Here is a 26,549-nt window from a genome sequence, read left to right as displayed (position 1 = left end):
TCCTGACCCGATTCGACTGCCAAGAGCGCGCTGACTGGCTCTCGCACTCCCCACAGCCGCGACTTCACCTGCCGGCGGTCAGTGAGAATCCCCGTCGGCGGCCATTTGCCGCCCCGCTGGCGGCCAGGTACCTCCCCGGTAGTCCAGTTGGAGTACCCAATCGGCAAGGTTCGATCGGTGAAGACGAGCAGGGAGATCATGAAGTTCGCCCTGACCTGCGGCGTGCTGGCCGCGATCCTGCTCGTTCCCGCCTTCGCGTTCGCCGTGTCCCGCCCGGCCCGGGCCTGAGCCCGGCGGAGAGCCCTACCGCTGTCCGGTGTGGTCGGCGGGCTTGACGGTCAGTGACCAGCTGGCGAGCAGGCTCATGGCCCGCCGGGAGGGCGAGTCGGGCTCGGTGGTGTAGACGAACAGTGTGGTGTCGGGGTCGCCGGGCAGGGTGAGGGTCTCGTACTCGACGGTGAGGTCACCGACGATGGGGTGACGCAACCGCTTGGAGCCGTGGGTGCGCTGGTACACGCGGTGTTCGTCCCACCAGGTGCTGAACTCCGGGCTGCGCTCGCGCAGCTCGGCGATCAGTTCGGCGGTGGCCCTGTCGTCGGGGTCGGCGCCGGATTCCAGGCGCAGGTTCTCGACGGCGGCGCGCGCGTGGGTCTCCCAGTCGAGGAAGAGAGACCGCGACTCGTCGTCGAGCAGCATCCATCGGGCGTAGTTGCGTTCGGTGGCCGGGAAGCGCTCGAAGTCGGTGAACAGCGCCTTGGCCATGCGGTTCTGGGCCAGCACGTCGGCGCGGCGGCCCAGGACGAGGGCCGGTTCGCCGTCGAGCGCGTCCAGCAGCTGGTAGAGCCCGGGCCGGACACGCTGCACGGGGCGGGCCCGCAGCGTGCCGGGGGAGGAGCCCGAGCCGATCAGCGCGGCCAGGTGGGCGCGCCCGGCGGCGTCGAGGCCGAGGGCCCTGCCGATGGCGTCCACCACGGCCGGTGAGGGAATGATGCGCCTGCCCTGTTCGAGGCGGGCGTAGTAGTCGGTCGACACGCCCGCGAGCAGCGCGACCTCCTCGCGGCGCAGCCCGGGCACCCGCCGGATGCGGCCATCGGCGGGCAGCCCGGCGCGGGCGGGGTCGCACTGGCTGCGTGCGCGGCGCAGGAAGTCGGCGAGCTCGGTGTTCTTGTCCGGCATGCGCTCATTGTGCGTGCCGCGTTGCCGGTTCGGCCACGCCTTACCTAGGACTGGCAGTCCTCGTCACGCGAGTGCGCGGTCTCGCAGGGCCGGAGATGACGTCCCGTGCCCCGGTTCGAGGAGCCAGGCTGGTCCTCGACGTCGCCGGCACGCGGCGGCGACCACGGATACGCGGCAAGGAAGCGAGATCACGATGAACTACCCGACACAGCGTCCCGCGACTTGGCTGGTCACCGGCACCTCCCGGGGGCTGGGACTGGAACTGGTGACCCAGCTGCTGCGGCGCGGGGACAACGTCGCGGCGACCACCCGTTCGGCGCAGCGCCTGCTCGCCGCGCTCGGCGACCTGGACACGTCGCGGCTGCTGGCGCTCGAGCTGGACCTGGGCGACGAGCAGGCCGTCGCGGCAGCGGTGGAGCAGACCACCGACCGCTTCGGCTCACTGGATGTCGTGGTCAACAACGCGGGCTACGGCTTTCTGGCGGCCGTCGAGGAGACCACCGACCGCGACGTGCGGGCGATGTTCGACGTCCAGGTCTTCGGCGTCTGGAACGTGCTGCGCGCCGTGCTTCCGGTTCTGCGCAAGCAGAACGGCGGTCACATCGTCAACGTCTCGTCGGTCCTGGGCATGACCGCGGTGCCGGGCTGGGGCCTCTACAGCGCCGGCAAGTTCGCTCTCGAGGGGCTCACGGAGGCGCTCGCCGGGGAGGTCGCCGACTTCGGTGTCGGTGTCACGCTCGTCGAGCCGGGCTACTTCCGCACGTCGTTTTTGACCCGGGATTCCCTCGCGCTGCCCGAGAGCACCGTCGACGCGTACCCGGCGTTGCGCGAGATGGTGGCCAACCACCTGGAGCTCCAGGGAAATCAGCCCGGGGACCCGGTGAGGGCCGTCGAGCAGATCATCGCCCGCGTCACCGCCGGCACCACCACGCCGCTGCGCCAGGTGCTGGGCTCGGACGCGCACGCCTACGCCACGGCGAAGGTGGCCGCGCTCCAGGACAACCTCGACCGGACGCGGGACAGCGCACCCGTCACCGACTACCCCGCCGCCTGACGGGGCACGCACCGGGCCGGGTCACGTGCGGGAGGAAGCGAGGCCGCGCGGACCCGGCCGGTCAGGTGCTCGGTGCCAAGCGCAGCCGCAGGCAGTCCTCGGGCAACCAGCGACCGGCGATCCTGCGCCGCAGTCCCGGCGCCGCGGCGAGGGTCTCGGCTTGTCAGCGAACCCGGGTTCGGAGACGGTAAAGGTCTTTCCTTCCACATCAGCTTCCCCTCGCCCGCGGCCTGGAGATTGCGGACCCAGTCGGTGCCGCGGCCCCACGGCAGCGCGATGTACCCGCTCCGCGGGGTGAAGCCGACGATGGCGATCGGTGTCGTGTAGGACCTGCCGGACTTGCGGCCGCGGTACTCCACGAGCGCCCAGAGGGGCATGAACCGGCGGCCGGCGGCCTTGCGCGCGGCCTTGTTGAACTGCTGTGCGGCCCGGGGGGGGCCTGGCGGTTGTCGGTGCTCACAGCCCGACTGCCCGGATCCGCGCGGAAATTCCACATCCGTTGAAGAACTGGCGGAGTTTACTGAACCCGCTCGCCCTGCTGGCCGACGACGGCGATGTCGACACCGCGCGCGCGGAACGGCTCGAGCGCGGCCTCCTCGACGCTCTGATCCGTGACGAGCGTCCAGTGCCTGGGCATGGGTGCCCAGGCGTGAAAGGGCGCCCGGCCGATCTTGGCGGCATGCACGAGCAGGTACACCTGCTTGCCCTGCCGGGTCATGAGTTCCTTGAGCCGGGTCTGGCGGACGTCGGCCTCGCAGATGCCGCGGTCGGCGGTGACGCTGTCGGCTCCGAGGAAGACCCGGTCGAAGGTGCGGCGTTCCAGCGCCGCCTCGGTCGCCGGGCCGAGGAAGGCCTGACTCAGCTGCCGCAGCGTGCCGCCGAGGCACTCGACCTCGACGCCGTCCGCGGAGGCGAGTTCGTTGAGGACGGTCATTCCCGGTGTGACCACGGTCAGGCCCTCGCGGTCCCGCAGTTCGTGCGCCACGGCGGCGGTGGTCGTGCCGGCGTCGAGGAGGATCGTCTCGCCGGGCCTTACCTGCGAGGCGGCCCAGTGGCCGATAGCGCGCTTGGCCTCGTGCGCCTCGCCGAGCCGCTGCCGGAGGTCGGCCTCGGGGTGGGCGAGGATCGCGCGCGCACCGCCGTAGGTGCGGGCGAGCTGCCCGGACTGCTCGAGCTGAGCCAGGTCGCGGCGGATGGTCGACGCGGTGACCCCGAACCGCTGGGAGAGCTCGTCCACACTGGCCAGCCCGCTGGTCGAGGCGAGCTCCACAATGGCCTGACGTCGCGCGTGGTTGTCACGACGCACCGGGAACCTCCTCGAGACCTGGTCGGCGCGCACCCGGGGCGGGCGCCAGCTCGGCCGCCTGCCGCAGGGCCTCGATCATGCTACCCGCCTCGGCCTTGCCCGTTCCGGCGATGTCGAACGCGGTTCCGTGGTCCACCGAGGTGCGGATGACGGGCAGCCCCACGGTGATGTTCACCCCCGCGTCGATGCCGAGGACCTTGACCGGGCCGTGACCCTGGTCGTGGTACATCGCCACGATCAGGTCGTAGTCCCCGCGGCCCGCGAGGAAGAACGCCGTGTCGGCGGGCAGGGGGCCACGCGCGTCGATGCCGTCGGCGCGCAGCCGCTGCAGCGCGGGAACGATCTTCTCCTCTTCCTCGCCATAGCCGAAGAGGCCGTTCTCGCCCGCGTGTGGGTTGATGCCGAGGACGCCGATGACGGGCTCGGCCACCCCGGAGGCGACGACGGCGGCGTGGCCCCGCCGCACGGTGCGTTCGACCAGGCCGGGCTCGATCCGGCGCACGGCGTCGATGAGCCCGATGTGGGTGGTCACGTGAATGACCTTGAGCCGGGACGACGACAGCATCATCGACACCTCGTCGGTGCCGGTGAGGTGCGCGAGCAGTTCGGTGTGGCCGGGGAAGGCGTGCCCGCCGGCGTGCAGCGCCTCCTTGTTGAGCGGTGCCGTGCAGATCGCCTGGACGTCACCGCGCACCGCGAGCTCACACGCCACGCGAACGTAGTGGTAGGCGGCGTCGCCCGCGACCGCCGACACCGTGCCCCACGGCAGGTCGGGCGGCAGCAGCGCCAGGTCGATCACGTCGACGACGCCGGGTGCGAAACGCGCCTCGCCAACCGAGGTCACCGGGTGGATCTCCGTGTCCAGGCGCAGGATCGACGCCGCGAGGCGCAACCGGGCCGCGTCGCCGATGACCACCGGGCGGCACCGGTGCGTGGTGGTGGCGTCGGCGAGGGCGCCGACCACCACCTCGGGTCCGACACCGGCTCCGTCCCCCATGGTGACGGCCACGACGGGCGCGTGCCCCCCGGCCGGACGCGTCGCGGGAGTGTGGAGACTGTTCATGACTGACCTTCCGTCGAGTGGTGCGCGGCTGTCGGGGCCGGGGTTCGTGGTGGCGGGGCGAGCGCCGCGCCGAGGTGGCGGGCGAGCAGGGTGAGGCTGTCGGGTCCTCCGTGGCTGCCGGGCCGGGTCACGATCTCGCGGCCGTCGCCGGTGCCGAGGTGCACGGCGCCGGGGTGCACCTGGCACCGCAGGCGCAGTGCGCCGGCTCCCAGCCGGGTCAGCACGGCGCGTGCCGTGGCGCCACCGGTGAGCACCACGCGGATGCGCGGATCCCGTTCGAGCACGGCGGCCGCCGTGCTCGCCAGGCTCGCGAGCACCCGCCCGGACCGGCTGGGCGCCATCGGGCAGGGCGCCACCCGCAGCACGGCGCACCCGTCGCGCAGCGCCGTTTCGACTCCGTGGGCGGCCTCCGCCTCGGCCCGGCGCTGTGCGGGTTCCAGCGTCTCGACGCGGGCCCCGGCCCGCTCCAGCCGCGCGATCTGCGCGTGCGTGGAGGGTTCGGCGGTGCCCGCGACGACGAGCACAGGGCCGTCGTGGGTGTCCGGTCCGGAACAGCAGGCGGGGGACGGCTCGTCCGGGCCGGTCCGCTCGCCGCGGAGCACGCGCCCCAGCGCGGCGGCGATGCCGCCCGCGCCCACCACGACCGGATGCCGATGTCGCAGCGCTGCGGCCGCGACGGCGTCGAGGTCCTCGTCGGTCTCGGCGTCGCACACCGCGACCATGCCGTCGCGGGCCAGCCGCGCGAGGCGGGTGCCGAGTGCGTGCGGGCCCGCGCGCACGACGCCCAGGCCGACCAGCGCGGCCGGACGCTCCGCCGCGGCGGCGACGTCGGTGCGTGCCCCCTCCAGCGAACCGGGCAGCGGCCCTGCCGCCTCGGCGAGCCGCACCCTGCCCCTGGCGGTGTGGCGCCCCTGCGCGGGCAGCGCGGGCGCGAGGACGACCGGCCGTCCGGGTGCGGGGGAGACGGCCGCGAGGGCGGCGCCGACGTTGCCGCGCAACAGCGAGTCGATCTTGAGCAGCAGGACGCCGGGGTGGCCGTCGCGCAGCGCGCGCCCGGTAGCCGCCTCGTAGCGGGCGCGTGCGGTGTCCCGCGGGAGGTGGCGGACGTCGAGATCGAGAGCATCCCAGCGCCGGGCCGCGGGGGACGCCTCGCGTTGCGCGAAACGCGCACAGAAGCTGTCGACGGTGAGATGAACCCACGCCTCCGTGTGCCCGCTCAGCGCAGCGGCCAGCGCCTCGCTGGTGCCGCTCAGGTCGTCTCCGACCACGATCAGGGCGCGTTCGCCTGCGGGCGTGGCGCCCAGCTGGGTCGTCGCGATCTCGGCTCACTCCCTTCGGGTCCTCCTGGCGCGTCACGCGTCGCGAGCCGTGTGTCCATCACCCTAGCTCATATGCGCGAAACACGCGATATGTCTTGCGCGATTCACGCACTGATGAGAGAGTGCGTGATCGTTGCCACACGGCCCGGAAACCGAAGGGATCCCGATGAGCGCTACCAGTACGAGCACGGCCCGGTTGCCGGGCTTCCGGGTTCCGGGCGTCGACGTGCCGGTCTCGGGCCTGGTGCTCGGCACGATGACGTTCGGCGACACCGTGGACGCCGACGGCGCGCAGCGCATGCTCGACGTGGCACTGGATGCGGGCATCACCGCGGTCGACACCGCCAACGGCTACGCCGGCGGGCGGACCGAGGAGATCCTGCGCCCCCTCCTCGCGGGCAGGCGCGATCGCATCGTGCTCGCGAGCAAGGCGGGAATGCCGCACCCGGACGCGGGTGAGGCGTCGCCGCTGTCGGCCGCGGGGCTGCGCGCGGCGGTCGAGGGCAGCCTGCGCCGCCTCGGGGTCGACCACCTGGACCTGCTGTACCTGCATCAGCCCGACCGCGCCGTGACGCTGCACGAGACCCTGACCGAGGTGGCGGCGCTGGTCGCGGAGGGCAAGGTCGGCGCACTCGGCGTCTCCAACTACGCCGCCTGGCAGATCGTGCGGCTCGGCGCGGTCGCCGACGAGGTCGGCGCTCCCCGGCCCGCCGTGGCGCAGCAGCTGCACAACCTGCTCGCGCGCAGGCTCGAGGAGGAGTACGCCGAGATGGCCCTGTCCAGCGGCCTGCGGACCATGGTCTACAACCCGCTGGGCGGAGGGCTGCTCGCCGGCGGACACCGGTTCGACGAGCACCCGCGCGAAGGCCGCTTCGGCGACTCCCGGCTGGCCGAGATGTACCGCCGCCGCTACTGGAACGAGCAGCTCTTCGACGCCGTCGCCGAGCTGGCGCGGATCGCCGGGCAGGCGGGGATACCGCTCGTCGAGCTGGCACTGAGGTGGCTGCTGTCCCGGCCGACCACCGACGCCGTCCTGCTGGGTGGCTCGCGCCCCGCCCACCTGGAGTCCAACATCGCGTGCCTGGCGCGCGGCCCCCTGGCGGCCGACGTGGTCGAGGCCTGCGACCAGGTCGGCGCCCGGTTGCGCGGACCGATGCCCGCTTACCACCGCTGACCGGCGACCTTTTCCGGAGCATCCCATGACTGCACTCGAATTCGCCCGGCGTCTGCGCGGCAGGCAGCGGACCATCGGTTACTGGGTCGTGCTGGACGACCCGGTCGCCACGGAGCGGCTGGCCCGCCTCGGCTACGACTACGTCGCCATCGACGCCCAGCACGGCCTGCTCGGCTACGAGGGGGTCCGCAACGGCATCATCGCCATCGACGCGGGAAACCAGGCCGCCGCGGTCGTCCGCGTCGAGCAGAACGACCCGTTCGCCATCGGCCGGGTTCTCGACGCGGGCGCGACCGGCGTCATCGTGCCGCTCGTCGACGACGTGGAGGGAGCCGAGCGAGCCGTCGCCGCCACGCGCTACCCACCTCGTGGCAGGCGCTCGTACGGGCCGATGCGGGCACAGTTGCGCGTCGGGCCGGCTCCCGCGGAGGCGGACGAGGCCGTGGTGTGCCTGGCGATGATCGAGACAACCGAAGGCCTGCGCAACGTCGAACGGATCTGCGCGGTCGACGGCCTCGACGGCGTCTACGTCGGGCCGTCGGACCTGCGGCTGGCCGTGGGCGGCAGCACCTCGACCGACCCCGCCGTCGACGGGGTCTTCGAAGACGCCGTCCGCCACATCGCCGAGGTCGCCCGTGCCAGCGGTGTCGCGGCGGGCATCCACACGCCGGACGGCGCCACCGCGGCCCGGCGCCTGGCGCAGGGCTACACGTTCGCGACCGTCGCCTCCGATCTGGTCCACCTGCAACAGGCGGCCCTCAGCCACCTCGAGACGGCGCGGAGGAACGCATGAACAGCCTGCCGAGCACGCCCGCGGCGCCGTCCCACGATGTCCTGCCCGCGACCACGGTGCAGTGCCACGCCGCGAACCTCGTGCTGCTGCCGGACGGCGCCCTCGGCTGCGCGTGGTTCGGCGGTACGCAGGAGGGCCTTTCCGACATCGCGATCTGGTTCTCCCGCCGCGCGCCGGACGGGTCCTGGACACCGCCCGTGCAGGTCAGCGACGACCCGGCGCGTTCGGAGCAGAACCCGGTGCCCTTCGTCGCCGAGTCGGGCGAGCTGCGCCTGTTCTACACCGCGCAGAGTGCGGGACGGCAGGACACGGCAGAGGTACGGCTGGCGGTCTCGCACGATGGCGGCCGGTCGTGGGAGCCGGGGCGGACGGAGGTGCCCGCCAGGCCCGGGGTGGGCGTCTTCATCCGGCAGCCCCCGGTGGCGCTCGACGACGGCAGCCTGGTCCTGCCCGCGTTCTTCTGCCCCCAGCCGGACAGTGGCCGCTGGGTCGGCGACGACGACTACAGCGGCGTGCTCGTGTCGTCCGACGGCGGCTCGACGTGGACGGCACGGGACGTCCCCGGGAGCACGGGCTGCGTGCACATGAACGTGCTGCGGCTTCCCGGCGGCTCGTTCCTGGCCCTCTTCCGCCGCAGGCAGGCCGACGCCGTCCACCGCAGTCACTCGCCCGACGGCGTCACCTGGAGCGCGCCGGCGCCCACCGAACTGCCCAACAACAACTCGTCGATCCAGGCGATCGTGCTCCACGACGGCCGCGTCGTCGTCGCCTACAACCACAGCAGCGCCGCGGACGCGGTCGAACGTCGGTCCTCGCTCTACGACGAGATCGAGGACCCCGGTCTGTCCGATGAGGACACGGCGGCGAGGCCGGGGCTCGCGTTCTGGGGCGCGCCGCGCGCGCCGCTCACGCTGGCGGTGTCGTCCGACGGCGGCCGCACGTGGCCGGTGCGCAGGAACGTCGAGGAGGGCGACGGCTACTGCCTCACCAACAACTCCCGCGAGGGACTCAACCGCGAACTGTCCTACCCCTCGCTGGTGCAGACTCCGGACGGCCTGCTGCACCTCGCCTACACCCGCTTCCGGCAGGCGATCGCGTACGTGCGCCTGCACCCCTCGTGGCTCGACGCCTAGCCCGCTTCGGCTCGCCCCACACCGTCCCCGCCCCTCACCGTCGAAAGTGACGCAACGATGCGCCAAGAAACCTCGGGACAGCACGTCTCCCGCAAACCCGTTCCGCCGACCACGTTCCTGGGCTTTCTCAAGGGCATGGGCCCCGGCATCGTGGTCGTGCTCTCCTGGCTGGGCACCGGCGACTTCATCAGCTCGGCCGTGTCCGGCTCGACGTATGGCTACGCGCTGATCTGGACGCTGATCCTCGCCGTGGGATCGCGGTACTTCATCGTGTCGGCCATGTCGAAGTACCAGCTGTGCAACGCCGTGGGGGACGGAACCATCCTCGACGGCTACCGCAGGCTGTGGCGGGGCTTTCCCCTCTACCTCGGCATCACCACCACCATCCTCGGCTTCGTCTACGTCTCCTTCCTGCTCGTCGCGGCGGGCACGGCGCTGAACAACCTCGTCGGCGGGCTGGTGCCGCTCGGCGCCTGGGGCACGCCGGTCTGGGCGGCCGTCGCGGGCGGCGCGGCGACCTGGCTGGCGTTTCTCAAGCGAAAGCACTACCGCGGGCTGGAGATCCTGGCCCAGGTGACCATGGCTGCGCTCGTGGTGTGCTTCCTCATCGCACTGATCGGCACCGGGATCGACGTGCCCGCGCTCGTCCGGGGCCTGGCGTTCGACCTTCCGCCGGGGGAGAGCGGGTACATCACGGCCGTCACCACGGCGGTGGCGCTCATCGGCGCGGTCGGCGGGTCGGCCGCGAACCTGCTGTATCCCTACCTCATGCACGAGAAGGGCTGGCGCGGCGTGGAGTTCCGCCGGCTCCAGAAGTACGACCTGCTCACCGGAACGCTGGTGATGTTCGGCCTGGTGCTCGCCGTGTGGGTGGTCGCCGCCGAGACACTGCACGGAACGGGCGCGAGCGTGGACTCCGAGCAGGGTCTGGTGCTCATGATGGAGCGCGCCGTCGGCCCGGCGGGCCCGACGCTGATGTGGCTGGCCATCTTCTTCGTCGTCTTCGACAACATCGTGACCCAGCCCCGCGTCTTCGTGCAGATGCTGGCGGAATCGGTGTACAAGTCGCGGCCCGCCCGGCTCGACCGGCTGCAGGCGGCGTCGCCGTCCACGGCCCCCGACCAGCTGCACCACACCGACATCCTGTTCAAGTCGGTGCTGCTGTTCATCATGGTCGTGCCGATCGTGTTCTCGTTCCCCTTCGCGCCGGACCTGATCGTGCTCACGTTGCTCGGCAACGGGCTCAGTGTCCTGACCGTCCCGGCCCTGATCGCCGGGCTGCTGGTCATCACGATGCGCAAGGATCTGATGCTGCCCGGCTATGCCAACCGGTGGTGGGAGAGCCTGGTGCTGGCCGCGATCGGCGCGGTCGGACTGTGGGCCACCTATGAGCTGGTGATCGCCGTGGTCCAGCTGGTCTCGCGGATCTGATCGACGTGACCGGGACGAGTCAGGACGGCCGGTCGGTCCGGTGGCGAGTGCGGCGAGGACCCGGCCGAAGAGGTCGGGCGGGACGGCCCCGGGGTCGAGGTCATCCTCGACGGTGAATCCGTGGGACAGCGCCAGCACCACCACCGTCGCTGCCTCGTCGGAGCCGAACGGCAGTTCCAGTGCGGGGGCCGCGCTCACCGCGGGGGCGTCGTTCCTGTGCGCGACGGCCGTGCGGTTCTGGACGCACGAGATGCTCTACTCCTCCCAGTGCCGTGGCCTGTCCAACGAGATGGACCAGTCGCTCAAGGTGATGCTGGTGCGGTTCGGGGTGGATCCGGGCCTGCCGTGGCCGTTGCCCGCGGCCGCGACAGTCGGACTGACCGCCCTCGGTATGCGACGGGCGTTCGCCGCCGGGTGGCCGACGTGGGCGTTGGGTCTCAACGCGCCCGGCGGGCTGCTGGTGTCCCCGGTCTCGTACTCGCACCACTGGGTGTGGGTGGTGCCGGTTCTGCTGACCGGCGCCGTGTTCGCCGTGGCGCGGGCGGCCGTGATCGCCGCGGTCGGCGCGGCGACGCTGCGTGTCGTCGTCGCGCCGCACTGGTGGTGGGATCCGGACACGCCGTGGGACGCGTGGCGCCTGCTGGCCGGAAACGCCTACGTCTCCGTCGCGGCGGTGGCCCTCGCCGTCGCCGCGACACTGCCTCGGGGCGGCGCCGTCGTTCTCTCACTGCCCGCCGGTGTCGCCGTAGGACTCCAGCAGGGTGCTCAACATGGTGGACAGCTGCGCGCGAGCCTCGGGATCGAGAGCCTGGAGCAGGCGGGCTTCGTTGTCGAGGTGCAGTGGAAGGACGCGGTCGATGACCTCCAGGCCATGGTCGGTGAGGCGGATCCTGACCGATCGGCGGTCGTCGCCGTCGCGGATACGGGTGACCAGGCCCTTGTCCTGCATCCGGTCCACCCGCAGCGTGATGGCGCCGGTGGTGACCAGCGACGTCTTCAGGAACGCCCCGGCGGTCAGCTCGTAGGGCGCGCCGGAGCGCCGCAGGGTGGACAGCACGTCGAACTCGCCGGGTTCCAGGCCATGTCCGGCGAGGAAGCTCTTGATCTCCTTGTCCCACATGCGGGAGATCCGCATGATGCGGCCGACGACGCCGATCGGCCAGGGGTCGAGGTCGGGGCGCTCGCGGCGCCACTGCTCCAGCGCCGCAGCCACTGCGTCGGTCATCGGCCACCTCCCGGCGAATTATCTTAGCGCTCACCTAGTTGACGTTTGCCCTAACCCCCGTTAACTTAGCGCTAAGTTAATTAGTGCTGACTTAGGAGCGGTGGTCTCATGCCTCACGTCTCGGTTCTCAACACCGACGTCCACTACAAGCTCGACGGGCAGGGGCCCGGCCTGGTGCTGGTGCACGGCATCGGCGGCGATGCCGACAAGGTCTTCGGCAACGTGGTGGACCACTTCAGCCCCACCCGCACCGTCGTCCGGCCCAATTTCAGCGGCAGCGGCCGCACCAGTGACGACGGCTCCCCGCTGACCCTCGACCTGGTCGCCGAGCAGGTCACCGGCGCGACGCAGGCCGCCGTGACGGGCCCGGTGGACCTGCTCGGCTTCTCCCTGGGAGCGGTCGCGGCCGCCGCCGTCGCGGCCAGCCACCCGGAGCTGGTGCGCCGTCTGGTTCTGGTCGGTGGCTGGGCGCACTCCTCCAGCCCCCGGGACCAGTACTACTTCCAGACGTTCCGCAAGCTGCTGGACACCGACCGGGAACTGTTCAAGCGCTTCGCCACCCTCACCGGATTCAGCCGGGCAGCCCTGGACAGCTTCGGCCACCAGGGGCTGGCGCAGTCGCTCGCCGACGCCTGGCCGCCGCCCGGTATCGGCCGCCAGATCGACCTTGCCCAGGTCGATGTGCGGCCACTACTGCCCGCCGTCACCGCGCCGACCCTCGTGATCGGCTTCACCGACGACGCCATGATCCCCATCGAGGGTTCCCGCCAGTTGCACGCCGCCATCCGGGGCAGCCAGTTGGTGGAGGTGCGGGAGCAGGGGCACATGGACTGGTTCGCCGATCCCGCCGGCCTGGTCAAGCTCACCCGCGAGTTCCTCGACGCCGACTGACGACCCTCGACGCCGAGCGCCAACGGCAACGACGCCGCCCGCGAGATCCTGGAGGCTGCGAGCGGCGGGTACCCTTCCTGTACGGGCTGGCTGTGCACGACACCAGCGACTCGTCGACCACTTCGCCAACCGGTAACGCGCGGATCGTCCCGTGCGCCGCCGCCGTACTCACCACCCGCTCAGGTCGTTTGGTCGACACCGCCTACGAACGCCGGACACTGGCCGTCTCGAGCAACCTTACGAGGCAGTGCCACGGCCCGTCCGAGCTGATCCGGTACCAGCGGGTCGCAGCACCCATGGGTGCGATCTGGCTTTATGCCGAAGGGACCACCGTGAGGCATCTGATCTACTGTGGACAGCCATGTCACCGGCGGTCGGCAGGGCGACCGGTTTGCGGTGTTCCGTGTCAGCTGTTCTGGTCCGCGAACGGGCCGTCGGTGGCGAAGGCCAGTTCGGCGAAGCGTTGGCTGATGCGGTGGTGGCCGGCGGTGTCCGGATGGAGCTGGTCGGGCAGGGGCAGTTCGGCGTAGTCGGACTCGCCGTAGAGGGCACGACCGTCGAGGTAACGCAGGTTCGGGTCGTCGTGGCCGCGCCGCTGCACGATTCGAGCGAGTTCGTCCCGGATCACGCCGAGGGTGAGCTTGCCGGCGGCGCGCTCGGCGGGGTCGCCCGTGGCGCGGAAGCGGACCTGTCCGTCGGCGAGCGCGTCGGAGTCGAATGCGCCTGGTCCGGGGGTGTCCTCGTGGATCGGGCAGTAGATGGCTGAGGTCACCAGCAGCGGTGTGGTGGGATGTCCCTCGCGGATGGTGTCGAGGAAGCCGTGGACGGCCGGGCCGAAGGCACGCAGGCGCATCAGGTCCGCATTGACGATGTTGATGCCGATCTTGATGCTGATCAGGTCGGCCGGCGTGTCCCGCATGGCACGCGCGACGAACGGATCGAGCAGGGCGTTGCCGCTGAAGCCGAGGTTGACCAGCTCGACCCCGGCTGTGGCCGCGGCGAGCGCGGGCCAGGTGGCGGTTGGGCGCATGGCGTTGGAGCCGTGGCTGATCGAGCTGCCGTGGTGCAGCCACACCCGGCGGCCTTGGTCTGCCGCTGGCGCGACGGGCGCGTCGGTCCGCAGGGCGACGAGTTCGGTGGATTCGTTGTGAGGTAACCAAATCTCGACGTCCTTGGCGCGCTGCGGCAGGTCGGCGAAGCGGATGACGCCGGTCGGGCCGGGTTGGCGCTCGACCGCGCCGGTGGTCATGTCGATGGTGAGCGTGGTGCCTCCGTCCACGCTGGCCTCGCCGGCGTGACGGCCATCGACGAGGATCTCGTACACGCCCTGCGGACGGGGCGGGGCGCCGAGGTAGACCAGTTTCGTCGGCATCGTCTCCAGCTCGACGGCGGTGGCTCGGGTGCGGAAGACGAGCCGGACGCCGGAGGGCTGGGCCTCGGCCAGGGCGAGCCGTGCATCGGTGCACTGGGCGCGGGCCCGCGCGGGCAGCCGGTGCGGCAGCACGCCGTGCGCGGTGGGCTCCAGTTCGGCGGCGCCGCGCACGAGGTCCGCGGTGATGGGTGTCGTGGTCCAGTGGTGCTCGGTGTGCATCGCTTCTTCCCGTAGGTGGATTCCGGACTGGTTCGGCACCGGCCGCGCGTGCCCGGTCAGGACGCCGGCCAGGTCCTCAGCAGGGCGTCGAGGATGTCCAGCAGTCGCGCCCAGCTCTCCCGTGCTTCGGGGGCACTGTGGCTGAATCCACCGTTCGCCTCGAGGCTGACGTAGCCATGGAAGAAGCTGCCCAGTAGCCGGACCGCGTGCGTCTGGTCCGGCTCGGGCACGTCGTAGCCACGCAGGATCGCGCGGACCATCTCTGCGTGCCGGACTCCGGCACTGGCGGCGGCTGTCTCCGGGTCGAGCCGGAGTTGGGCGGCCGCATACCGGCCGGGATGTTCCCTGGCGTAGTCGCGGTAGACGTTCGCGAAGGCCGTCAGCGCGTCTCGGCCCGCCCGGCCCGCCAGCGCCGCGGCGGCGCGGTCGGCGAGCTCCGCCAGGGCGAACAGGGCGATCCTCACCTTGAGATCCTGGGAGTTCCGCAGGTGTGAGTACAGGCTCGCGGCTTTGACGTCGAACCGCCTGGCCAGCGCCGAGACTGTCACCTGGTCGAATCCGACCTCGTCGGCCAGTTCCGCCCCTGCCTGCGTCAGGCGTTCCGCGCTCAGACCCGCACGCACCATGAGCTCTCCCGGATGCCTATAGTAGTATTACTTTTGCCTAAAGTTTATAGGCACTCGGTCATCGGGTCGCGTGCGGGTCGGCGATGGCTGCCGTGATGCGGCCGATGGACGCCCACAGGGTCGTGGCGGCCCTGCTCGACCAGGTGGCCGCGGTCGCGGACGACGATGCAGCCCGCGCGGCGGACGGTGGACAGCCGGTGCGCGATCACCAGCATCCTGCGACCGGCGGCCAGCTCGCACAGCGCGTCCTGGAGGCGGGCTTCGTTTTCCGGTGCGGCATTCGCGGTGGCGCGGTCAAGGACGCGGGATCTCGCGGCCGGCGAGATGGGCACGAACGATGCCGATGCGTTGCTGCTCCCGCCGGAGAGTACGGCGTCGTCACACCCCCGAACGGCCGGGTGTGGCGTGGCAGGTTCATGTCACGGCCGCCATCGCGCACGGTGACGCGGCTAGCGTCGGCGCGAATGGAAGACCGGAAAGGACACTCCCGATGCGAACGCGCCCGGCTGCCGCGCTCATCGCCGGCCTCGTCCTTCTCGCCGGTTGCTCGGCGGCCGAGCAACCGCGCCCCGATCCGCAGGACCGGCCGCCGAGCAGGACGCTCGTCGCGTGGTCGGATGCCGTCTGCGCCAACGTGAAGGTCGTGGACGGGCTCCGTTCCCACGCCGGATCCTCGTACTACGCCACGCAGGTCGCGACGCAGGTGAACAGTGTGCTGGACGCGCTCGACGCGCTCGAGCCTTCCGGTGTCAAGCAGGCCGACGCCTACGTGAGCGACCTGGCGCGAGCCCTCGGCAAGCTCAGGGACCAGCTACCGGACAGTGAGGCACCCGAACAGCTCCCCGCGGCTCGAGTCACGGCCCTCGTCGAGCCGGTCAGCCGGCAGCAGCCGAAGCTTGCCCGGCTGGTTGCGCGCTCCCGGGCGTTGAGGGCGTCCTACCACCTCGCTCCCGGCTGTCGTCCGCTGAAGCGGCCACCCGCCCTCTCCACGAGCGCGACCCGTGACCTCGTCCGCTGGGCGGACACCCTGTGCGCGACGACGGAGTCGATCGCGACGCTGCCGGAACCGGGCGACGACCTGCTCAAGGATCCACGCTTCGCGCAGTTCGAGAGCATGGAGCTCTCGAACTACCTCTCCTCCCTTACCTCCGAAGTGGAGTCACTGACCGAGTCGCTCGCGGACCTGCCCCGGACCCGGATCGCCGAGGCCGACGCCTACCGTTCGGACCTGCTGTCGGGTCTGCGAGAGGCCAGGGCGCGGCTACCGCGGGACGCGCCCATGTTCTCCCCATTCAGTGTTCCCCTCGGACAGCTCCGGACGCAGGCACGGCAGGCGGCCCGCGCCGTTGCCGCGGTCGTGCCTGCCGGGCAGGATCTGCCCGGCCTCGCCCGCAGGCACCCTGCCCTGGCCGACGCCTACGATCTCGCGCCACGGTGCGTGTCGCTCGACGCGCCGTCGTCGGCACCCCCGACCACGACCCTGCCGTCCGCGCGGGACGGCCGGAAGATCGCGGCCTGCCAGGACGGCACCTGCCAGATCGCGGTGTCCGCGCCGGTCGACGTCAGCATCCGGGGAAGCCGGTTCACGACCGCGGTGAGTGACGGGACCGTGTGGATCGTCAACGGCAGCGGCCTGATCCGCCTCAGCGGCCCCGGTACCGCGCGCTTCGGGACGGGCGAGGAGACCGTCGTCTTCTCGGTCAAGGCGACGACCGGTACTGCGGCGGTGCTGGACGTGTCGACGACGTGAGCCACCCAGCCTATTAGTTGTACGGCGAAAGGCTGGGTGGCCTCACGTATCCGGACCGCCGGATACGGCGACGTCGAGGTGCGCCGGGGCGTCGAATCCGAAAGGTGAGTCCCCGTGCGGGTTTACTCCTCGTCGGCGGCGAGCGCACCATCCGGTCAATCGTCGAGCCGGGGGAGGGGAGTGCCCGCAGATCTTCCCGGCGGCGGCGCGTGCGGCGCTCCACCGTGCTTCCGCGGGGCCCGAAGTCGACGACGAATCCTGGCCGGGCGCGCGTTGCCGGGCTCACCGACGTCGTCGTGGTGGCAGCCGGGAAACGGGCTGTCGTGGCGCATGCCCTGGCCGGCGCTCTGCTGCGAGCAGCTCGCCAGCACGAGCGCCAGCGCGGCGGTCAGCGGCGCGATCGCCCTCGTGCTCATGGAGTACCTCGTGTTCGGGTCGGGGAGACGGGTCACTGCCGCCGGCGGCGGACTCGGGGTGGCTCCTGCACGGCCTGCGGCTGCAGGGGGGACGTACCGCCGATGTTCGTGACCTGCCAGACCTCGCGGTCGAGCGGGTACTGCTCGGCAGGCTGCGGCGTGCTGTGCCGTGAACCGGACGTGGCGATGGGGCGGACACCGCTCGCCGCCGGATCGCCCACCGCCGATCTGCCGCGCAGCCGCGCCGGCACGCCCGGCGCCGCCGCCGGCTTCTTCGCAGTGCGCTCGGTGTCCTCCAGCGACCGCGCGGATCCGGAGCGGCCCGCGGCCGTCCGGCCCGCACCCGGCGCCATCGGCAGCATCATCATGGGCGGGATCATCCGGCCGGATCCGGTGGCCGCCGACGATCCCGCGCCGCTCGCACCGGCATTGGCCGGAGGCTGCGGCGCTTCCGGCGCGGACGCGGGTCCCGACAGCGGCACCGGCCTCGCGGCCTGGTCGATCCGTGGCGGAACGTCCGGGGCCATCGCACCGGGCGGCGAACCTCCCGGCGCGGTGCCCGGGCCGGGCGCGCCCGCACCGAGCTCGCCGCCGACGAGGGCGCTCGGATCGAAGCTCCCACCCGCGTGCGCGGGCCGCGACTCCGAGGTCGCGAGGGAGCGGCCGTGGCGGGGCCGAGCGCCGTGGGCGAGGGAGCCGGGCGGGACCGCGACGAGGCCCGGCATCGCGAGGGTGCCCGGTGGCAACGGCGAAGCGGCGCCCGGCCCCAGCGGCACGGAGGGAAGCAGGCCGGGCCCGGCGGATCCGGCGAGCGTCGGCAGGGCGTCGGCGGGCTCCGCGCAGCACGCGTCCTCACCGGTGCCCGTGCGGAGAGCGTGGTTCCCGGCGGAGTGTCCGTGCCCGCCCGCCGCACGGGACACCGCGTCCGCGGCGGCCAGGAAGTAGCGGTCGAGCTCCCGCAGATGCTCGGCCGCAACGTACCGGGCATCCGCCGTGGCGTGCTCCGCGGTGCCGCCGAGCCGGGCACGCGTCAGCAGCAGCTGCCTGGCGAGGTCGTCGAGGGCCAGCCACGGCCGGTGTTCCAGGATCCTCGCGAGCACGTCCTCGACCGCGGCGTGGCGCTCCGTGGCCCGGCGGACGAACTCGGCGCCGGTCGCGTCCTTCCAGCTCGCCCGCAGGCAGTCGAGCTCGCGGCGCAACGAGTGCGCGAGCGTGCTCAGCTCCTCCGCGACAGCCCGCCACATGCGGCTGGCTCGCTCGACATGGGCCAGGTGAGTGTGCGCCTCCACGTCGCCGACGGCGTACTGGACCATGGCGGGAAGGCGTGCGTAGTAGCCCCCGTCGTCCATGTCAGTCCGCCACGAGGACAACGCCGGCCACCACGCCCGTCACTGCCCGCGCCCCGGCCTGGTCGGTGGCCAGGTAGTCCTCGGCCGCCACCGCCGCGGCCGCGCGTAGTGTCTCGATCGCCTCGCCGGTTTCGGCGAGAAAGCCCGCGAGCCGGAGCGTGGCGAGCAGGTCGGCGGCCGTGAACACCGAGCACGCCTGGGAACCGCCCGCACACACTTGCGCCTGCGGCGGGGAGGCGATCGCCTCGGGCGCGCTGAGCCCGGCCAGCCGCTCGGCGAACCGCCGCATGGCCTCCGGGTCTCCGTGCATCGCGTGCCGTGCCTCGCACATGGATTCTCCGATCATCGGTTTTCGTTCCTGGGCACCCAGCCCAGCTGCACGAGCTGCGGCGCGTGCCGCCTGCCCACCAGCCACGCCCGGCCGGGCGGGAGCACCTCGGGCTTGAGCCCGCCCCACAGCGGCCCCTCGTCCTTGTCACCGGACAGCAGCAGGCCCGGCGAGCCGACATCGCGCAGCCGCGAGACGAACGGCTCGAACAACGCCCGGCTCGCACCACCCGTGCGGCGGGCCAGCACCACATGCAGGCCGATGTCACGTCCGTGCGGGAGGAGATCGGCAATGGGCAGGAACGGGTTGTCCTGCTGGCCTGTCACGAGGTCGTAGTCGTCGATCAGGACGAACAGCTCCGGGCCCCGCCACCAGCTCCGGTCGCGCAACTGCTCCGGAGTGACCTTCTTGCCCGGTAGCCGCACCGTCATCTCCTCGGCGACCTGCCGCATCAGCACCGATGTCGAGTCCCGGTCGGTGCCGTAACCGATGAGGTGCTCCGACTCGACGTCGCCGAGCAGGCCACGGCGGTGGTCGATCACGATCATCCTCGCCTGGCGGGGCTCGTAGGCGCCGGTGATGGCGTGGGCCAGCGAACGGAGGAACGCCGTCTTGCCCGACTCGGTGTCGCCGAGGAGCACCAGGTGCGGGTCCGACCTGAACTCCAGCCGCACGGGTGCGAGGTCCTGCTCGGCGATTCCCACGGCGAGCCGGTGTGCCGCCGCGTCGTGGGCTCCGGCCAGCTCGGCGTACGGCACCGTGGCCGGCAGCAGGCGCACGGCCGGAGCCGGCTGCCCCGACCAGGCCGACGACACAGTGCGCACCAGCTCACGCAGCCCGTCGGCGAGGTCGTCCGGAGTACGCACGCCGTCGACCCGCGGCAGTGCGACGAGCAGCTGGTGCTTGGTCATCGTGACTCCGCGCCCCGGGGCGTCCTCGGGAACCTTGATCGCCGAAGCCCGGTCGACCATGCTGTCCACCGGATCGCCGATGTGCAGTTCGAGCTTGCTGCCGAACAGATCCCTGATGTTCATCCGCAGGTCGAACGCCCTGCCCGCCGAGACCACCACGTGGACGCCGTAGGACAGGCCGCGGGCGGCGATATCGGCGACCGCGGCCTCCAGCTCCTCGAACTCGGTCCGCACGGTGCCCCACCCGTCGATGACGAGGAACACGTCACCCCAGGCGTCGCCGCCGTCGCGTTCCCGCCGCAGCCGCCGGTAGGCCGCCATCCCGTCGACATCGTGCTCGGCGAACACCCGCTCCCGCCGCGCGATCAGGCCCAGGACCTCGGCGATCGTCCTGCGCACCGCCGGGGCGTTCTGCCTTCCCGCGACCCCGCCGACGTGGGGGAGGCCGCGAACGGAGTTCAGCGTCCCGCCGCCGAAGTCGAGGCAGTAGAACTGCACCTCGCGGGGTGTGTGGGTCAGAGCGAGACTGGTGATGATCGTCCGCAACGCGGTGCTCTTGCCCGACTGCGGGCCGCCGATCACGAGCACGTGACCGGCCGACCCGGACAGGTCGAGCACCAGCGGGTCGCGGCGCTGCTCCAGCGGACGGTCGACGACACCGACGATCGCGCGCAGGCGGCCCGCCAGCCCCTCGTGCGCCGAGGAGAAGCCACGGTCGTCGCTCAGGACGAGGTTCGGCAGCAGGTGGTCGAGTGTCGGCGACGCGTCCAGCGGGGGCAGCCAGACCTGGTGGGCCGGTGTGCCGTGGCCGCGCATGCGCTCGACGAGGACGTCGAGCAGGCTCTCGCCGACGGCCGCCTCCTCGTCGTGCGGCTCGTCGTCGGTGTCGCCGGTGTCGAGCGCGGGTGGGAGGTACCGCGTCGAGTAGGCGAGCAGGTCGCGTGCGCCGTCGTCGCCGGTGCCCGCCAGTCCCGGCTCGGGTATGCGCAGCGCGCCCGAGACGTAGGCGGAGCGGAAGCGGATCAGCGCATCGTTGTCGCACTTGAGAAACCCGTGGCCGGGCGCGCGGGGGAGCTTGAAGGCGTCGCCGACGCCGAGCACCGCCCTGCTCTCCAGCTCCGAGAACGTGCGCAGGCCGATGCGATACGACAGATGTGTCTCCAGACCTCGCAGGCGGCCCTCGTCGAGGCGCTGGCTGGCCAGCAGAAGATGCACGCCCAGCGAGCGGCCCACCCGGCCAATCTGGACGAACATGTCGATGAAGTCGGGCTTGGCGGACAGCAGCTCGCTGAACTCGTCGCAGATCACCAGGAGTGTGGGCACCTCCGGCAGTGGCGCGCCCGTCGCCCTGGCCCGCTCGTAGTCGCGCAACGAGGAGAAGTTGCCCGCCGCGCGCAGCAGTTCCTGCCTGCGCAGCAGCTCGCCGTTGAGCGCGTCGGTCATGCGGTCCACGAGGTGGAGCTCGTCGGCGAGGTTGGTGATGACGGCGCTGGTGTGCGGCAGCTCGTCCAGTGTCGCGAAGGTGGCGCCGCCCTTGAAGTCGACCAGCGCGAAGTTCAGCGAACTCGGCGGGTGCGACACGGCGAGTGCGAGCACGATCGTCCTCAATAGCTCGCTCTTGCCGGATCCCGTCGCCCCGATGAGCAGGCCGTGTGGCCCCATACCGTCCAGAGCGGACTCTTTGAGGTCCAGCTCCACGGGCGTTCCGTCGGTGCGGACGCCGAACCGGATCCGCAGCAGGTCCCTGGTCGGCCGCGGTACCCAGGTGGCCGCCGGGTCGAAGGCGCGGACCTCGCCGATGTCGAGCAACTCGGCCAGATCCAGGGTGGCACTCATCGGCGCGTCACCGCGCCTGTCCGCGCTCACCCGCAGCGGTGCCAGCTGCCGGGCGATGCCCTCCGCCGCGGGCAGGTCGAGGGCGTCGGCCCAGCCGAGCTCGACCGCCCCCTCGATGGTCTCGCTGGCCAGCGCGCCGTCCTCGCCGACGTGCAGCACGATCGTGGCGGGGTCGAGCGCACGCGGCGGCGTTCCCCCGACGTCGATCACCGTGACCCCCTCGCGCCCGCCCTCGGTCAGCACGCTGTCGGAGCCGCCGGTCGAACCGCCGTCCACGACCACCACGAGGTGCGGCAGCGTGTCGCGGCGGTCCGCCGAGGGATCGAATCGCCCACGGTTGCCGAGCAGGTCGTCGATCATCGCCTCGATCGAGACGATCGAGGGCGCGACGAGCCGCAACGGTCCCGCGGCGTCCGTCCGTTCCGGGTGCAGCGCGTGTGGCAGCCACTTCAGCCAGTCCCACCGCGCGTGCGCGACCGGGCCCGGGCAGGCCGCGATGCGGAGGTCGTCGGGGGTCTGCAACAACGCGAGCTGGCAGAGCACCGCGCGCACGAGCGCCAGCCCGCGGGAGTGGTCGCCCCGGACGTAGACGCGGCTGAACCCGTTGACGGCCATGGCCAGCGGCAACCCGGGAACGGCCGTGTAGGTCGTGAGGAAACGGCGCAGGGCGAGCGCGGACAGCGGCTCCAGCCGTTCCAGCGGCTTGGCCTCGGGCGGGACGAGCGTGATCGCCGGGCGCTGTGGCCCGATGCCGATCCGTGCGACCCCGAAGTCGGCGTCGGACGGCCTGCGTTCCCACAGCCGGTGGCTCGCCACGAGCGAGAGCAGGCTCGCCGGTTCCGGGTGCAGGTAGACCAGGGCGTCCCGCTGCCGGTGGATGGCGCGGGTGAGCCGGATGCGGTGCTGTCCCAGCTGCCGGAGGTAGTCCCTGCGGTGCTGCCCCATCTCCCGTTTGCCCGGCCCGGACGAGTTGAGCAGGGCGATGCCGAGCATGCCGAGCATGCCGACGCCGAACAGGCCCATGACCACCAGCCGCAGCACGCTGGAGCTGCCGCCGAAGCTTCCCGAGAACAGCAGCATCATCGCGGCCATCATGGCGATCATCGGGATCACCATGAGCAGCTGCGTCCACTGCCTGCCTCCCGGGCGCGGGATCTCGGGCGGCGAGTCCAGGATGAGCTCGCCCGCCGGCGTTTCCGGAGCCGGCCTGCGAACCGGTCTGCGTACGACGACGGTGCCCATCACCATGCCCTTCGCCTGAGTTCCGACCTCGGTGATTCTCGGCGCCGTCGCCGTTGGCCGCAGGCTCGTGGCAGGAAGGTGCCGCACGGCCCTGCGCGCGGCGCGGACGCGGTTGGCTCAGCACATGTCCGCCGGTGTCGCGGGCACGGGACGGCGCAAGCCGTACGAACGGAAAGGAGAAGGCTGTGTTCGTTGGTGGCGGTCTGATGGACGCCAACACAGACACACTCGCCCGCGTGGTGCAGATGGCAGCGGTGGTCGTTCAGGAGATCGAAGGCCACCGCTGCCGGCTCGAGGGCGAAGTGAACTCCGTGATTCCCGCGCAGTGGAACATGGAGCAGTCGCAGGCGCTGCTGGTGGCGCACAAGAAGTGGGACATGGCGATTCGCAACCTGTGTCAGAAGCTCGAGAAGCTGGGCCAGGACACCAGGTTCGCCATGAACGACTACATCGATGTCGACCAGCAGGGTGCCGCGGGCTTCGCCGGCATCGGTGACGGCGTGTTCGGGAGCGGTGGGCTCGGCGGGTCCGGCTTCGGCGGCGGTTTCGGGTCCGATCTCGGCCTCAGTGGCGGTGACTCGGGCTTCGGCCTCGGCGACGGGGACCTGTCCGACTTCGGCTTCGGTGACGGCGACTCCGATGGAGACGGCGACAGCGGCGACAGCGGCGACAGCGGCGACGAGGACGACGACAACGGCGGTGCTGGCGGTGCCGGCGGTGATGGTGATGGCGGCGACTCCTCGTCCGGGACCTACGCCTTCGCCGGAGTGCTGCGGGCTCTCTGACCAGAACCAGGGAGACAACGGAAAGGAGTGACTCATGACGCGTAAGCTCGCGATGTTCGGCGCACTCGACGCCCTGTCGGCCAACATGAACGGCTGCGTCAACGGTGTTCAGCAGTCGATCGACTCCTGGGGCCAGGCCTCGGGGATGACGCAGGCCGACTGGCTCGACCAGGCGGGTGGTCAGTTCGCCGAGATCAGCAGGGCGTGCCAGCAGGTGATGGCCGCTGGCCAGGAGCTGATGCAGGCGATGAACCAGGGCGTGCAGACCTGCAACCACGAGAACATGGCCGCGGTGCAGCGTTCCTGCGGACGGCTCGGTTCGGGTATGTGACGGCACACGCCGACGATGTCCCGGTGCGCGCGAGTGCACCGGGACATTTTTCTGTGGCGTGCCGGTCCTTCCGGATGACCGGAACAGGCCAACGCCCGTTGCTCGCGTCTCGCGTTCGCGAGACTGGATCGCGGTAAACAGACCGGTTCGCCGTCCAAGGAGCATCGACCATGACCGAGCAGGCAGGCGAAGGCGGGTCCTCAGGTGTCCCGGCGCCGGCCCCCGAGACGGCATCCGCGGAACCGTCGAGCGCCGGATCCGGCGCTCCGGAGGGTGGCGAGGGCAGCGAAGGCGCTGAGCCCGCGGACGCGGCCGCTGGCAACGCGAGCGAGGACCCTGGAGCAGCCGAAAGCGCCGAGGCCGAGCCGGTTGCCGAAAGCCCGGCCGAGGGCCCCGACGAAACTCCGGCCACTGAGGACACTGCGGCCACCGAGGAAACGCTGGCCACCGAAGGCGCTGCCGAACGGGCCGAACCCGGAGCACCCAGCCGGCGGCGATCATGACCGATCGCCGCCGGCTGGCAGGGACCTCGTGGGCCACGGCTGCGGCAGGTGCTCCACCTGAGCGGTGGAACTCCGCCACCGCCACAGCGGCTCGTTCGGGTGGAAGAGTACGTCGCTCTCGTGGAGAGCGCCTCACCCACCGGAACGCCGGTGTTGCGGGCGACGTCGACGGCGACGCTCGACCAGGCCGACCAGATCGCGGCCGACTTCGCAGTGATGCTGTCCGCCCTCGACTCGGACCGGGGCGTAAGGCGGAAACCGCTGGAGAACAGGGAAGGGAGAGACACTGATGGCAGGGCCGATGATCGACGCCGCCACGCGGAAGGCGGAATACGAAAGACTGCGCGATGACCTCCTCGAGATCCGGGCCAGAATCGCCGACATCGAGGTGACGGCGGATTCCCCGGACGGCCTGATCAGTGCCACGGTCGTGGGCCGGGGCGAACTCAGCGACCTCTACCTGAACCCCCGGATCTACCGCACGAAGGATTCCCGGGCGCTCGCGCGGGCCATTGTGGACACCATCGCCGACGCCGTCGCGCGGTCGCACGACGAGCTGTTCGAGCTCACCCGCCGCTATCTGCCACCCACCGCGAAACGCGACAGCACCGACGTGCACACCGACGCGTTCCTGCACCAGCTCGGCACGAAGATCGAGGGAGAACCGTGATGGCCGGCTACGACAGGGACCCGGACGCGGTGACGGCGAACCACAACCGGCTGCGCGCCGCGGGCGAGGACTTCGCAGGCGCCTGGGAGAAGCGCAAACACGCGCTGCGGGCCAGCGAGGCAGGGATCGGCGGTGACCTCGTCGCGCAGGCCTTCCTGGAGCGGTACCGGCCGCTCGCGGAGCGGCTGACGGCCAGAGCCGACGGCATTCCCACCGCGTACCGGACGCTGTGCGACGACGCGCTCTGCTGCGTCGCCGACTACCGGGCCGCCGACACCAGGGGCGGCGGCGCGCTCACCCGGCTGACCGGCACGGACGGCCGCGAGATCGCCGGGTAAAGCCATGCGCAGTCTCAGGACGGTGACGGCCGCCGCGCTCGCGGCGGCCGTCACCGGCTCCGTCGCGAGCCCGGGTGCCGCCGTCGCGGCGCCACCACCGGGCGCGTGCGACAACCCGAGCCCGGCCAGCCCTGTCGTCCGCGAGCTGCCGTGGGCCCAGCGGACCCTCGGCGCGCAGGCCGTGCGACGGCAGGCCACGGGTAGCGGCGTCGTCGTCGCGGTCGTGGACTCCGGCGTGGACAGTGACCATCCGCAGCTGCGCGAGCCCGGAAAGGTGCTGCGCGGGCAGGACTTCTTCCTCGTCGGCGACCTGCCGGGCAGCTTCGATTGTGTCTCGCACGGCACGGCCGTCGCCAGCATCATCGCCGCGCGGCCCGCCGAGGGCATCGGCTTCGCCGGGCTGGCCCCCGATGCCACGATCCTGCCGGTGCGTGTCAGCGAGCGCGACGCCACCGGTGAGGGTACGGCGCAGGCCATCGACCCGGAGGTGCTCGCCCGCGGCATCTGGTACGCGGCCGACCACGGCGCCGACGTCATCAACCTGTCCGTCGCGGGTAGCCTGGACAACCGTTTCGTGCGCGACGCCGTCCGGCACGCCCAGAGCGAGGATGTGGTCGTGGTCGCCGCCGTGGGCAACGCCCAGGAAGGCACGGCCCCTGGCCCGGCGACCTACCCTGCGGGCTACGACGGTGTGCTCGGGGTGGGTGCGGTCGACCCGACGGGCACCCGCCTGCCGAGCTCCCAGATCGGTCCACAGGTGGACATCGTCGCACCGGGCGGGGGAGTGCTCGCGGCCGCACGCGCGGGCGGGCACCGGTATCACGAAGGCACGAGCTTCGCGGCGCCGTTCGTCGCGGCGACGGCCGCGCTGGTGCGATCGGCGCGGCCAGAGCTGTCGGCGGAGCAGGTGGTGCAGCGGATTCTCGCCACGGCGACCCCTGCTCCCGGCGGCCTGGACAGCCAGGCCTACGGCGCAGGGCTGGTCGATCCGTACCGGGCGGTGACCGACGGTCTCGTCGGCGCACCGCCGTCCCCGCCACCCCCGGTCGAGCGGCCCGCGACCGACCCGGCGCAGGCACGTGCCTCCGCGTGGTGGGACGGCAGCACCTCGGCCTCCCGGGTGGCGGCCGTCGTGACCCTCGCGGCCGCGGTGCTGGGAGCGGCCGTGGCCTTCGTCCTGCTGCGCGGGCGCCGGTCCCGCTGGCAACCCCGTCGTGCCGTGCTCCCGGCACGGGGGCCGGTGCGCGACGAGCTGCCCGACGAGCTGTTCGTCGTGCCGCCGCCTCCAGCCGACCGGCTGTGACCCGA

The 26,549-nt window shown here is 71.9% G+C and carries 25 protein-coding genes; 13 read left to right on the top strand and 12 right to left on the bottom strand.

Features of this window, described 5'->3' with window-relative positions:
* Window positions 1-303 precede the first annotated feature (303 nt).
* Complete coding sequence (locus B0I33_RS16000) at window positions 304-1,176, bottom strand: helix-turn-helix transcriptional regulator (RefSeq protein ID WP_106179585.1); 873 nt, start codon at window positions 1,174-1,176, stop codon at window positions 304-306.
* A 193-nt stretch (window positions 1,177-1,369) separates the two neighbouring features.
* On the opposite strand from B0I33_RS16000, the gene B0I33_RS15995 reads away from it, so the two are divergent.
* Complete coding sequence (locus B0I33_RS15995) at window positions 1,370-2,230, top strand: SDR family oxidoreductase (RefSeq protein WP_106179584.1); 861 nt, start codon at window positions 1,370-1,372, stop codon at window positions 2,228-2,230.
* A 517-nt stretch (window positions 2,231-2,747) separates the two neighbouring features.
* On the opposite strand, the gene B0I33_RS15990 is transcribed toward B0I33_RS15995, so the two are convergent.
* From B0I33_RS15990 to B0I33_RS15980, 3 genes are read right to left on the bottom strand one after another with little or no spacing between them, the layout of a single operon-like run.
* Window positions 2,748-3,536 carry a DeoR/GlpR family DNA-binding transcription regulator gene (locus B0I33_RS15990; RefSeq protein ID WP_106179583.1) on the bottom strand — a complete coding sequence of 263 codons (789 nt, stop codon included), beginning with the start codon at window positions 3,534-3,536 and terminating at the stop codon, window positions 2,748-2,750.
* A complete protein-coding gene (pdxA, locus tag B0I33_RS15985; protein WP_106179582.1) occupies window positions 3,526-4,599 on the bottom strand; it encodes a 4-hydroxythreonine-4-phosphate dehydrogenase PdxA in 1,074 nt (357 codons plus the stop codon). Before pdxA ends, B0I33_RS15990 begins: the two co-directional genes overlap by 11 nt.
* Entirely contained in the window at window positions 4,596-5,867 is a 1,272-nt protein-coding gene (locus tag B0I33_RS15980) for a four-carbon acid sugar kinase family protein (protein WP_181193320.1), read from the bottom strand. Before B0I33_RS15980 ends, pdxA begins: the two co-directional genes overlap by 4 nt.
* A gap of 217 nt (window positions 5,868-6,084) precedes the next feature.
* Here B0I33_RS15980 and B0I33_RS15975 point away from each other — a divergent pair, with 217 nt between their 5' ends.
* The 4 genes from B0I33_RS15975 to B0I33_RS15960 are packed head-to-tail and all read left to right on the top strand — an operon-like array spanning window position 6,085 to window position 10,449.
* A complete protein-coding gene (locus tag B0I33_RS15975; RefSeq protein ID WP_181193319.1) occupies window positions 6,085-7,092 on the top strand; it encodes an aldo/keto reductase in 1,008 nt (335 codons plus the stop codon).
* Between the two features lie 25 nt (window positions 7,093-7,117).
* On the top strand, window positions 7,118-7,885 hold the full coding sequence (locus tag B0I33_RS15970; protein ID WP_106179579.1) for an HpcH/HpaI aldolase family protein: 768 nt from the start codon (window positions 7,118-7,120) through the stop codon (window positions 7,883-7,885).
* Complete coding sequence (locus tag B0I33_RS15965) at window positions 7,882-9,018, top strand: sialidase family protein (protein ID WP_106179578.1); 1,137 nt, start codon at window positions 7,882-7,884, stop codon at window positions 9,016-9,018. The genes B0I33_RS15970 and B0I33_RS15965 overlap by 4 nt, the downstream gene beginning before the upstream one ends.
* A gap of 57 nt (window positions 9,019-9,075) precedes the next feature.
* Complete coding sequence (locus B0I33_RS15960) at window positions 9,076-10,449, top strand: Nramp family divalent metal transporter (RefSeq protein WP_106179577.1); 1,374 nt, start codon at window positions 9,076-9,078, stop codon at window positions 10,447-10,449.
* 724 nt (window positions 10,450-11,173) lie between these two features.
* On the opposite strand, the gene B0I33_RS15950 is transcribed toward B0I33_RS15960, so the two are convergent.
* The gene (locus tag B0I33_RS15950) at window positions 11,174-11,674 is read right to left on the bottom strand and encodes a MarR family winged helix-turn-helix transcriptional regulator (protein ID WP_106179575.1); all 501 of its coding nucleotides are present in this window, start codon (window positions 11,672-11,674) and stop codon (window positions 11,174-11,176) included.
* 108 nt (window positions 11,675-11,782) lie between these two features.
* Here B0I33_RS15950 and B0I33_RS15945 point away from each other — a divergent pair, with 108 nt between their 5' ends.
* Complete coding sequence (locus B0I33_RS15945) at window positions 11,783-12,565, top strand: alpha/beta fold hydrolase (RefSeq protein ID WP_106179574.1); 783 nt, start codon at window positions 11,783-11,785, stop codon at window positions 12,563-12,565.
* Between the two features lie 406 nt (window positions 12,566-12,971).
* On the opposite strand, the gene B0I33_RS15940 is transcribed toward B0I33_RS15945, so the two are convergent.
* The 3 genes from B0I33_RS15940 to B0I33_RS29980 are packed head-to-tail and all read right to left on the bottom strand — an operon-like array spanning window position 12,972 to window position 15,114.
* Entirely contained in the window at window positions 12,972-14,156 is a 1,185-nt protein-coding gene (locus B0I33_RS15940) for an SGNH/GDSL hydrolase family protein (protein ID WP_106179573.1), read from the bottom strand.
* A 56-nt stretch (window positions 14,157-14,212) separates the two neighbouring features.
* Window positions 14,213-14,782, bottom strand: a complete 570-nt coding sequence (locus tag B0I33_RS15935) for a TetR/AcrR family transcriptional regulator (protein WP_106179572.1) — start codon at window positions 14,780-14,782, stop codon at window positions 14,213-14,215.
* A 44-nt stretch (window positions 14,783-14,826) separates the two neighbouring features.
* A complete protein-coding gene (locus B0I33_RS29980) occupies window positions 14,827-15,114 on the bottom strand; it encodes a hypothetical protein (protein ID WP_106179571.1) in 288 nt (95 codons plus the stop codon).
* Window positions 15,115-15,272: 158 nt separating this feature from the next.
* Here B0I33_RS29980 and B0I33_RS15925 point away from each other — a divergent pair, with 158 nt between their 5' ends.
* Window positions 15,273-16,532 carry a hypothetical protein gene (locus B0I33_RS15925; protein ID WP_106179570.1) on the top strand — a complete coding sequence of 420 codons (1,260 nt, stop codon included), beginning with the start codon at window positions 15,273-15,275 and terminating at the stop codon, window positions 16,530-16,532.
* A gap of 155 nt (window positions 16,533-16,687) precedes the next feature.
* Here B0I33_RS15925 and B0I33_RS29670 read toward each other — a convergent pair whose 3' ends face one another.
* The 4 genes from B0I33_RS29670 to eccCa are packed head-to-tail and all read right to left on the bottom strand — an operon-like array spanning window position 16,688 to window position 22,614.
* Window positions 16,688-16,948, bottom strand: coding sequence for a hypothetical protein (locus tag B0I33_RS29670; protein ID WP_146147509.1), 261 nt, complete (start codon window positions 16,946-16,948; stop codon window positions 16,688-16,690).
* A gap of 32 nt (window positions 16,949-16,980) precedes the next feature.
* Window positions 16,981-18,297 carry a YML083C domain-containing protein gene (locus B0I33_RS15920; protein ID WP_106179569.1) on the bottom strand — a complete coding sequence of 439 codons (1,317 nt, stop codon included), beginning with the start codon at window positions 18,295-18,297 and terminating at the stop codon, window positions 16,981-16,983.
* A gap of 1 nt (window position 18,298) precedes the next feature.
* Complete coding sequence (locus B0I33_RS15915; protein WP_245900738.1) at window positions 18,299-18,643, bottom strand: hypothetical protein; 345 nt, start codon at window positions 18,641-18,643, stop codon at window positions 18,299-18,301.
* Entirely contained in the window at window positions 18,640-22,614 is a 3,975-nt protein-coding gene (eccCa, locus tag B0I33_RS15910; RefSeq protein ID WP_106179821.1) for a type VII secretion protein EccCa, read from the bottom strand. Before eccCa ends, B0I33_RS15915 begins: the two co-directional genes overlap by 4 nt.
* A gap of 185 nt (window positions 22,615-22,799) precedes the next feature.
* Here eccCa and B0I33_RS15905 point away from each other — a divergent pair, with 185 nt between their 5' ends.
* The 6 genes from B0I33_RS15905 to mycP all read left to right on the top strand — a co-directional run bounded on the left by B0I33_RS15905 (window position 22,800) and on the right by mycP (window position 26,544).
* On the top strand, window positions 22,800-23,399 hold the full coding sequence (locus B0I33_RS15905; protein WP_245900736.1) for a WXG100 family type VII secretion target: 600 nt from the start codon (window positions 22,800-22,802) through the stop codon (window positions 23,397-23,399).
* A 34-nt stretch (window positions 23,400-23,433) separates the two neighbouring features.
* Entirely contained in the window at window positions 23,434-23,730 is a 297-nt protein-coding gene (locus tag B0I33_RS15900; protein WP_106179567.1) for a hypothetical protein, read from the top strand.
* Between the two features lie 170 nt (window positions 23,731-23,900).
* On the top strand, window positions 23,901-24,233 hold the full coding sequence (locus B0I33_RS29665; RefSeq protein WP_146147508.1) for a hypothetical protein: 333 nt from the start codon (window positions 23,901-23,903) through the stop codon (window positions 24,231-24,233).
* Window positions 24,234-24,522: 289 nt separating this feature from the next.
* Window positions 24,523-24,903 (top strand): YbaB/EbfC family nucleoid-associated protein, encoded by a 381-nt coding sequence (locus B0I33_RS15895; protein WP_181193318.1) that lies wholly within the window; start codon window positions 24,523-24,525, stop codon window positions 24,901-24,903.
* Window positions 24,903-25,241 (top strand): hypothetical protein, encoded by a 339-nt coding sequence (locus tag B0I33_RS15890; RefSeq protein WP_106179565.1) that lies wholly within the window; start codon window positions 24,903-24,905, stop codon window positions 25,239-25,241. Before B0I33_RS15895 ends, B0I33_RS15890 begins: the two co-directional genes overlap by 1 nt.
* A 4-nt stretch (window positions 25,242-25,245) precedes the next feature.
* Window positions 25,246-26,544 (top strand): type VII secretion-associated serine protease mycosin, encoded by a 1,299-nt coding sequence (gene mycP, locus B0I33_RS15885; RefSeq protein ID WP_106179564.1) that lies wholly within the window; start codon window positions 25,246-25,248, stop codon window positions 26,542-26,544.
* The last annotated feature ends 5 nt before the right edge of the window (window positions 26,545-26,549 follow it).

Source organism: Prauserella shujinwangii, from assembly GCF_003001955.1.
Classification (GTDB): domain Bacteria; phylum Actinomycetota; class Actinomycetes; order Mycobacteriales; family Pseudonocardiaceae; genus Qaidamihabitans; species Qaidamihabitans shujinwangii.
This window is presented reverse-complemented; position numbering and strand designations above follow the sequence as displayed.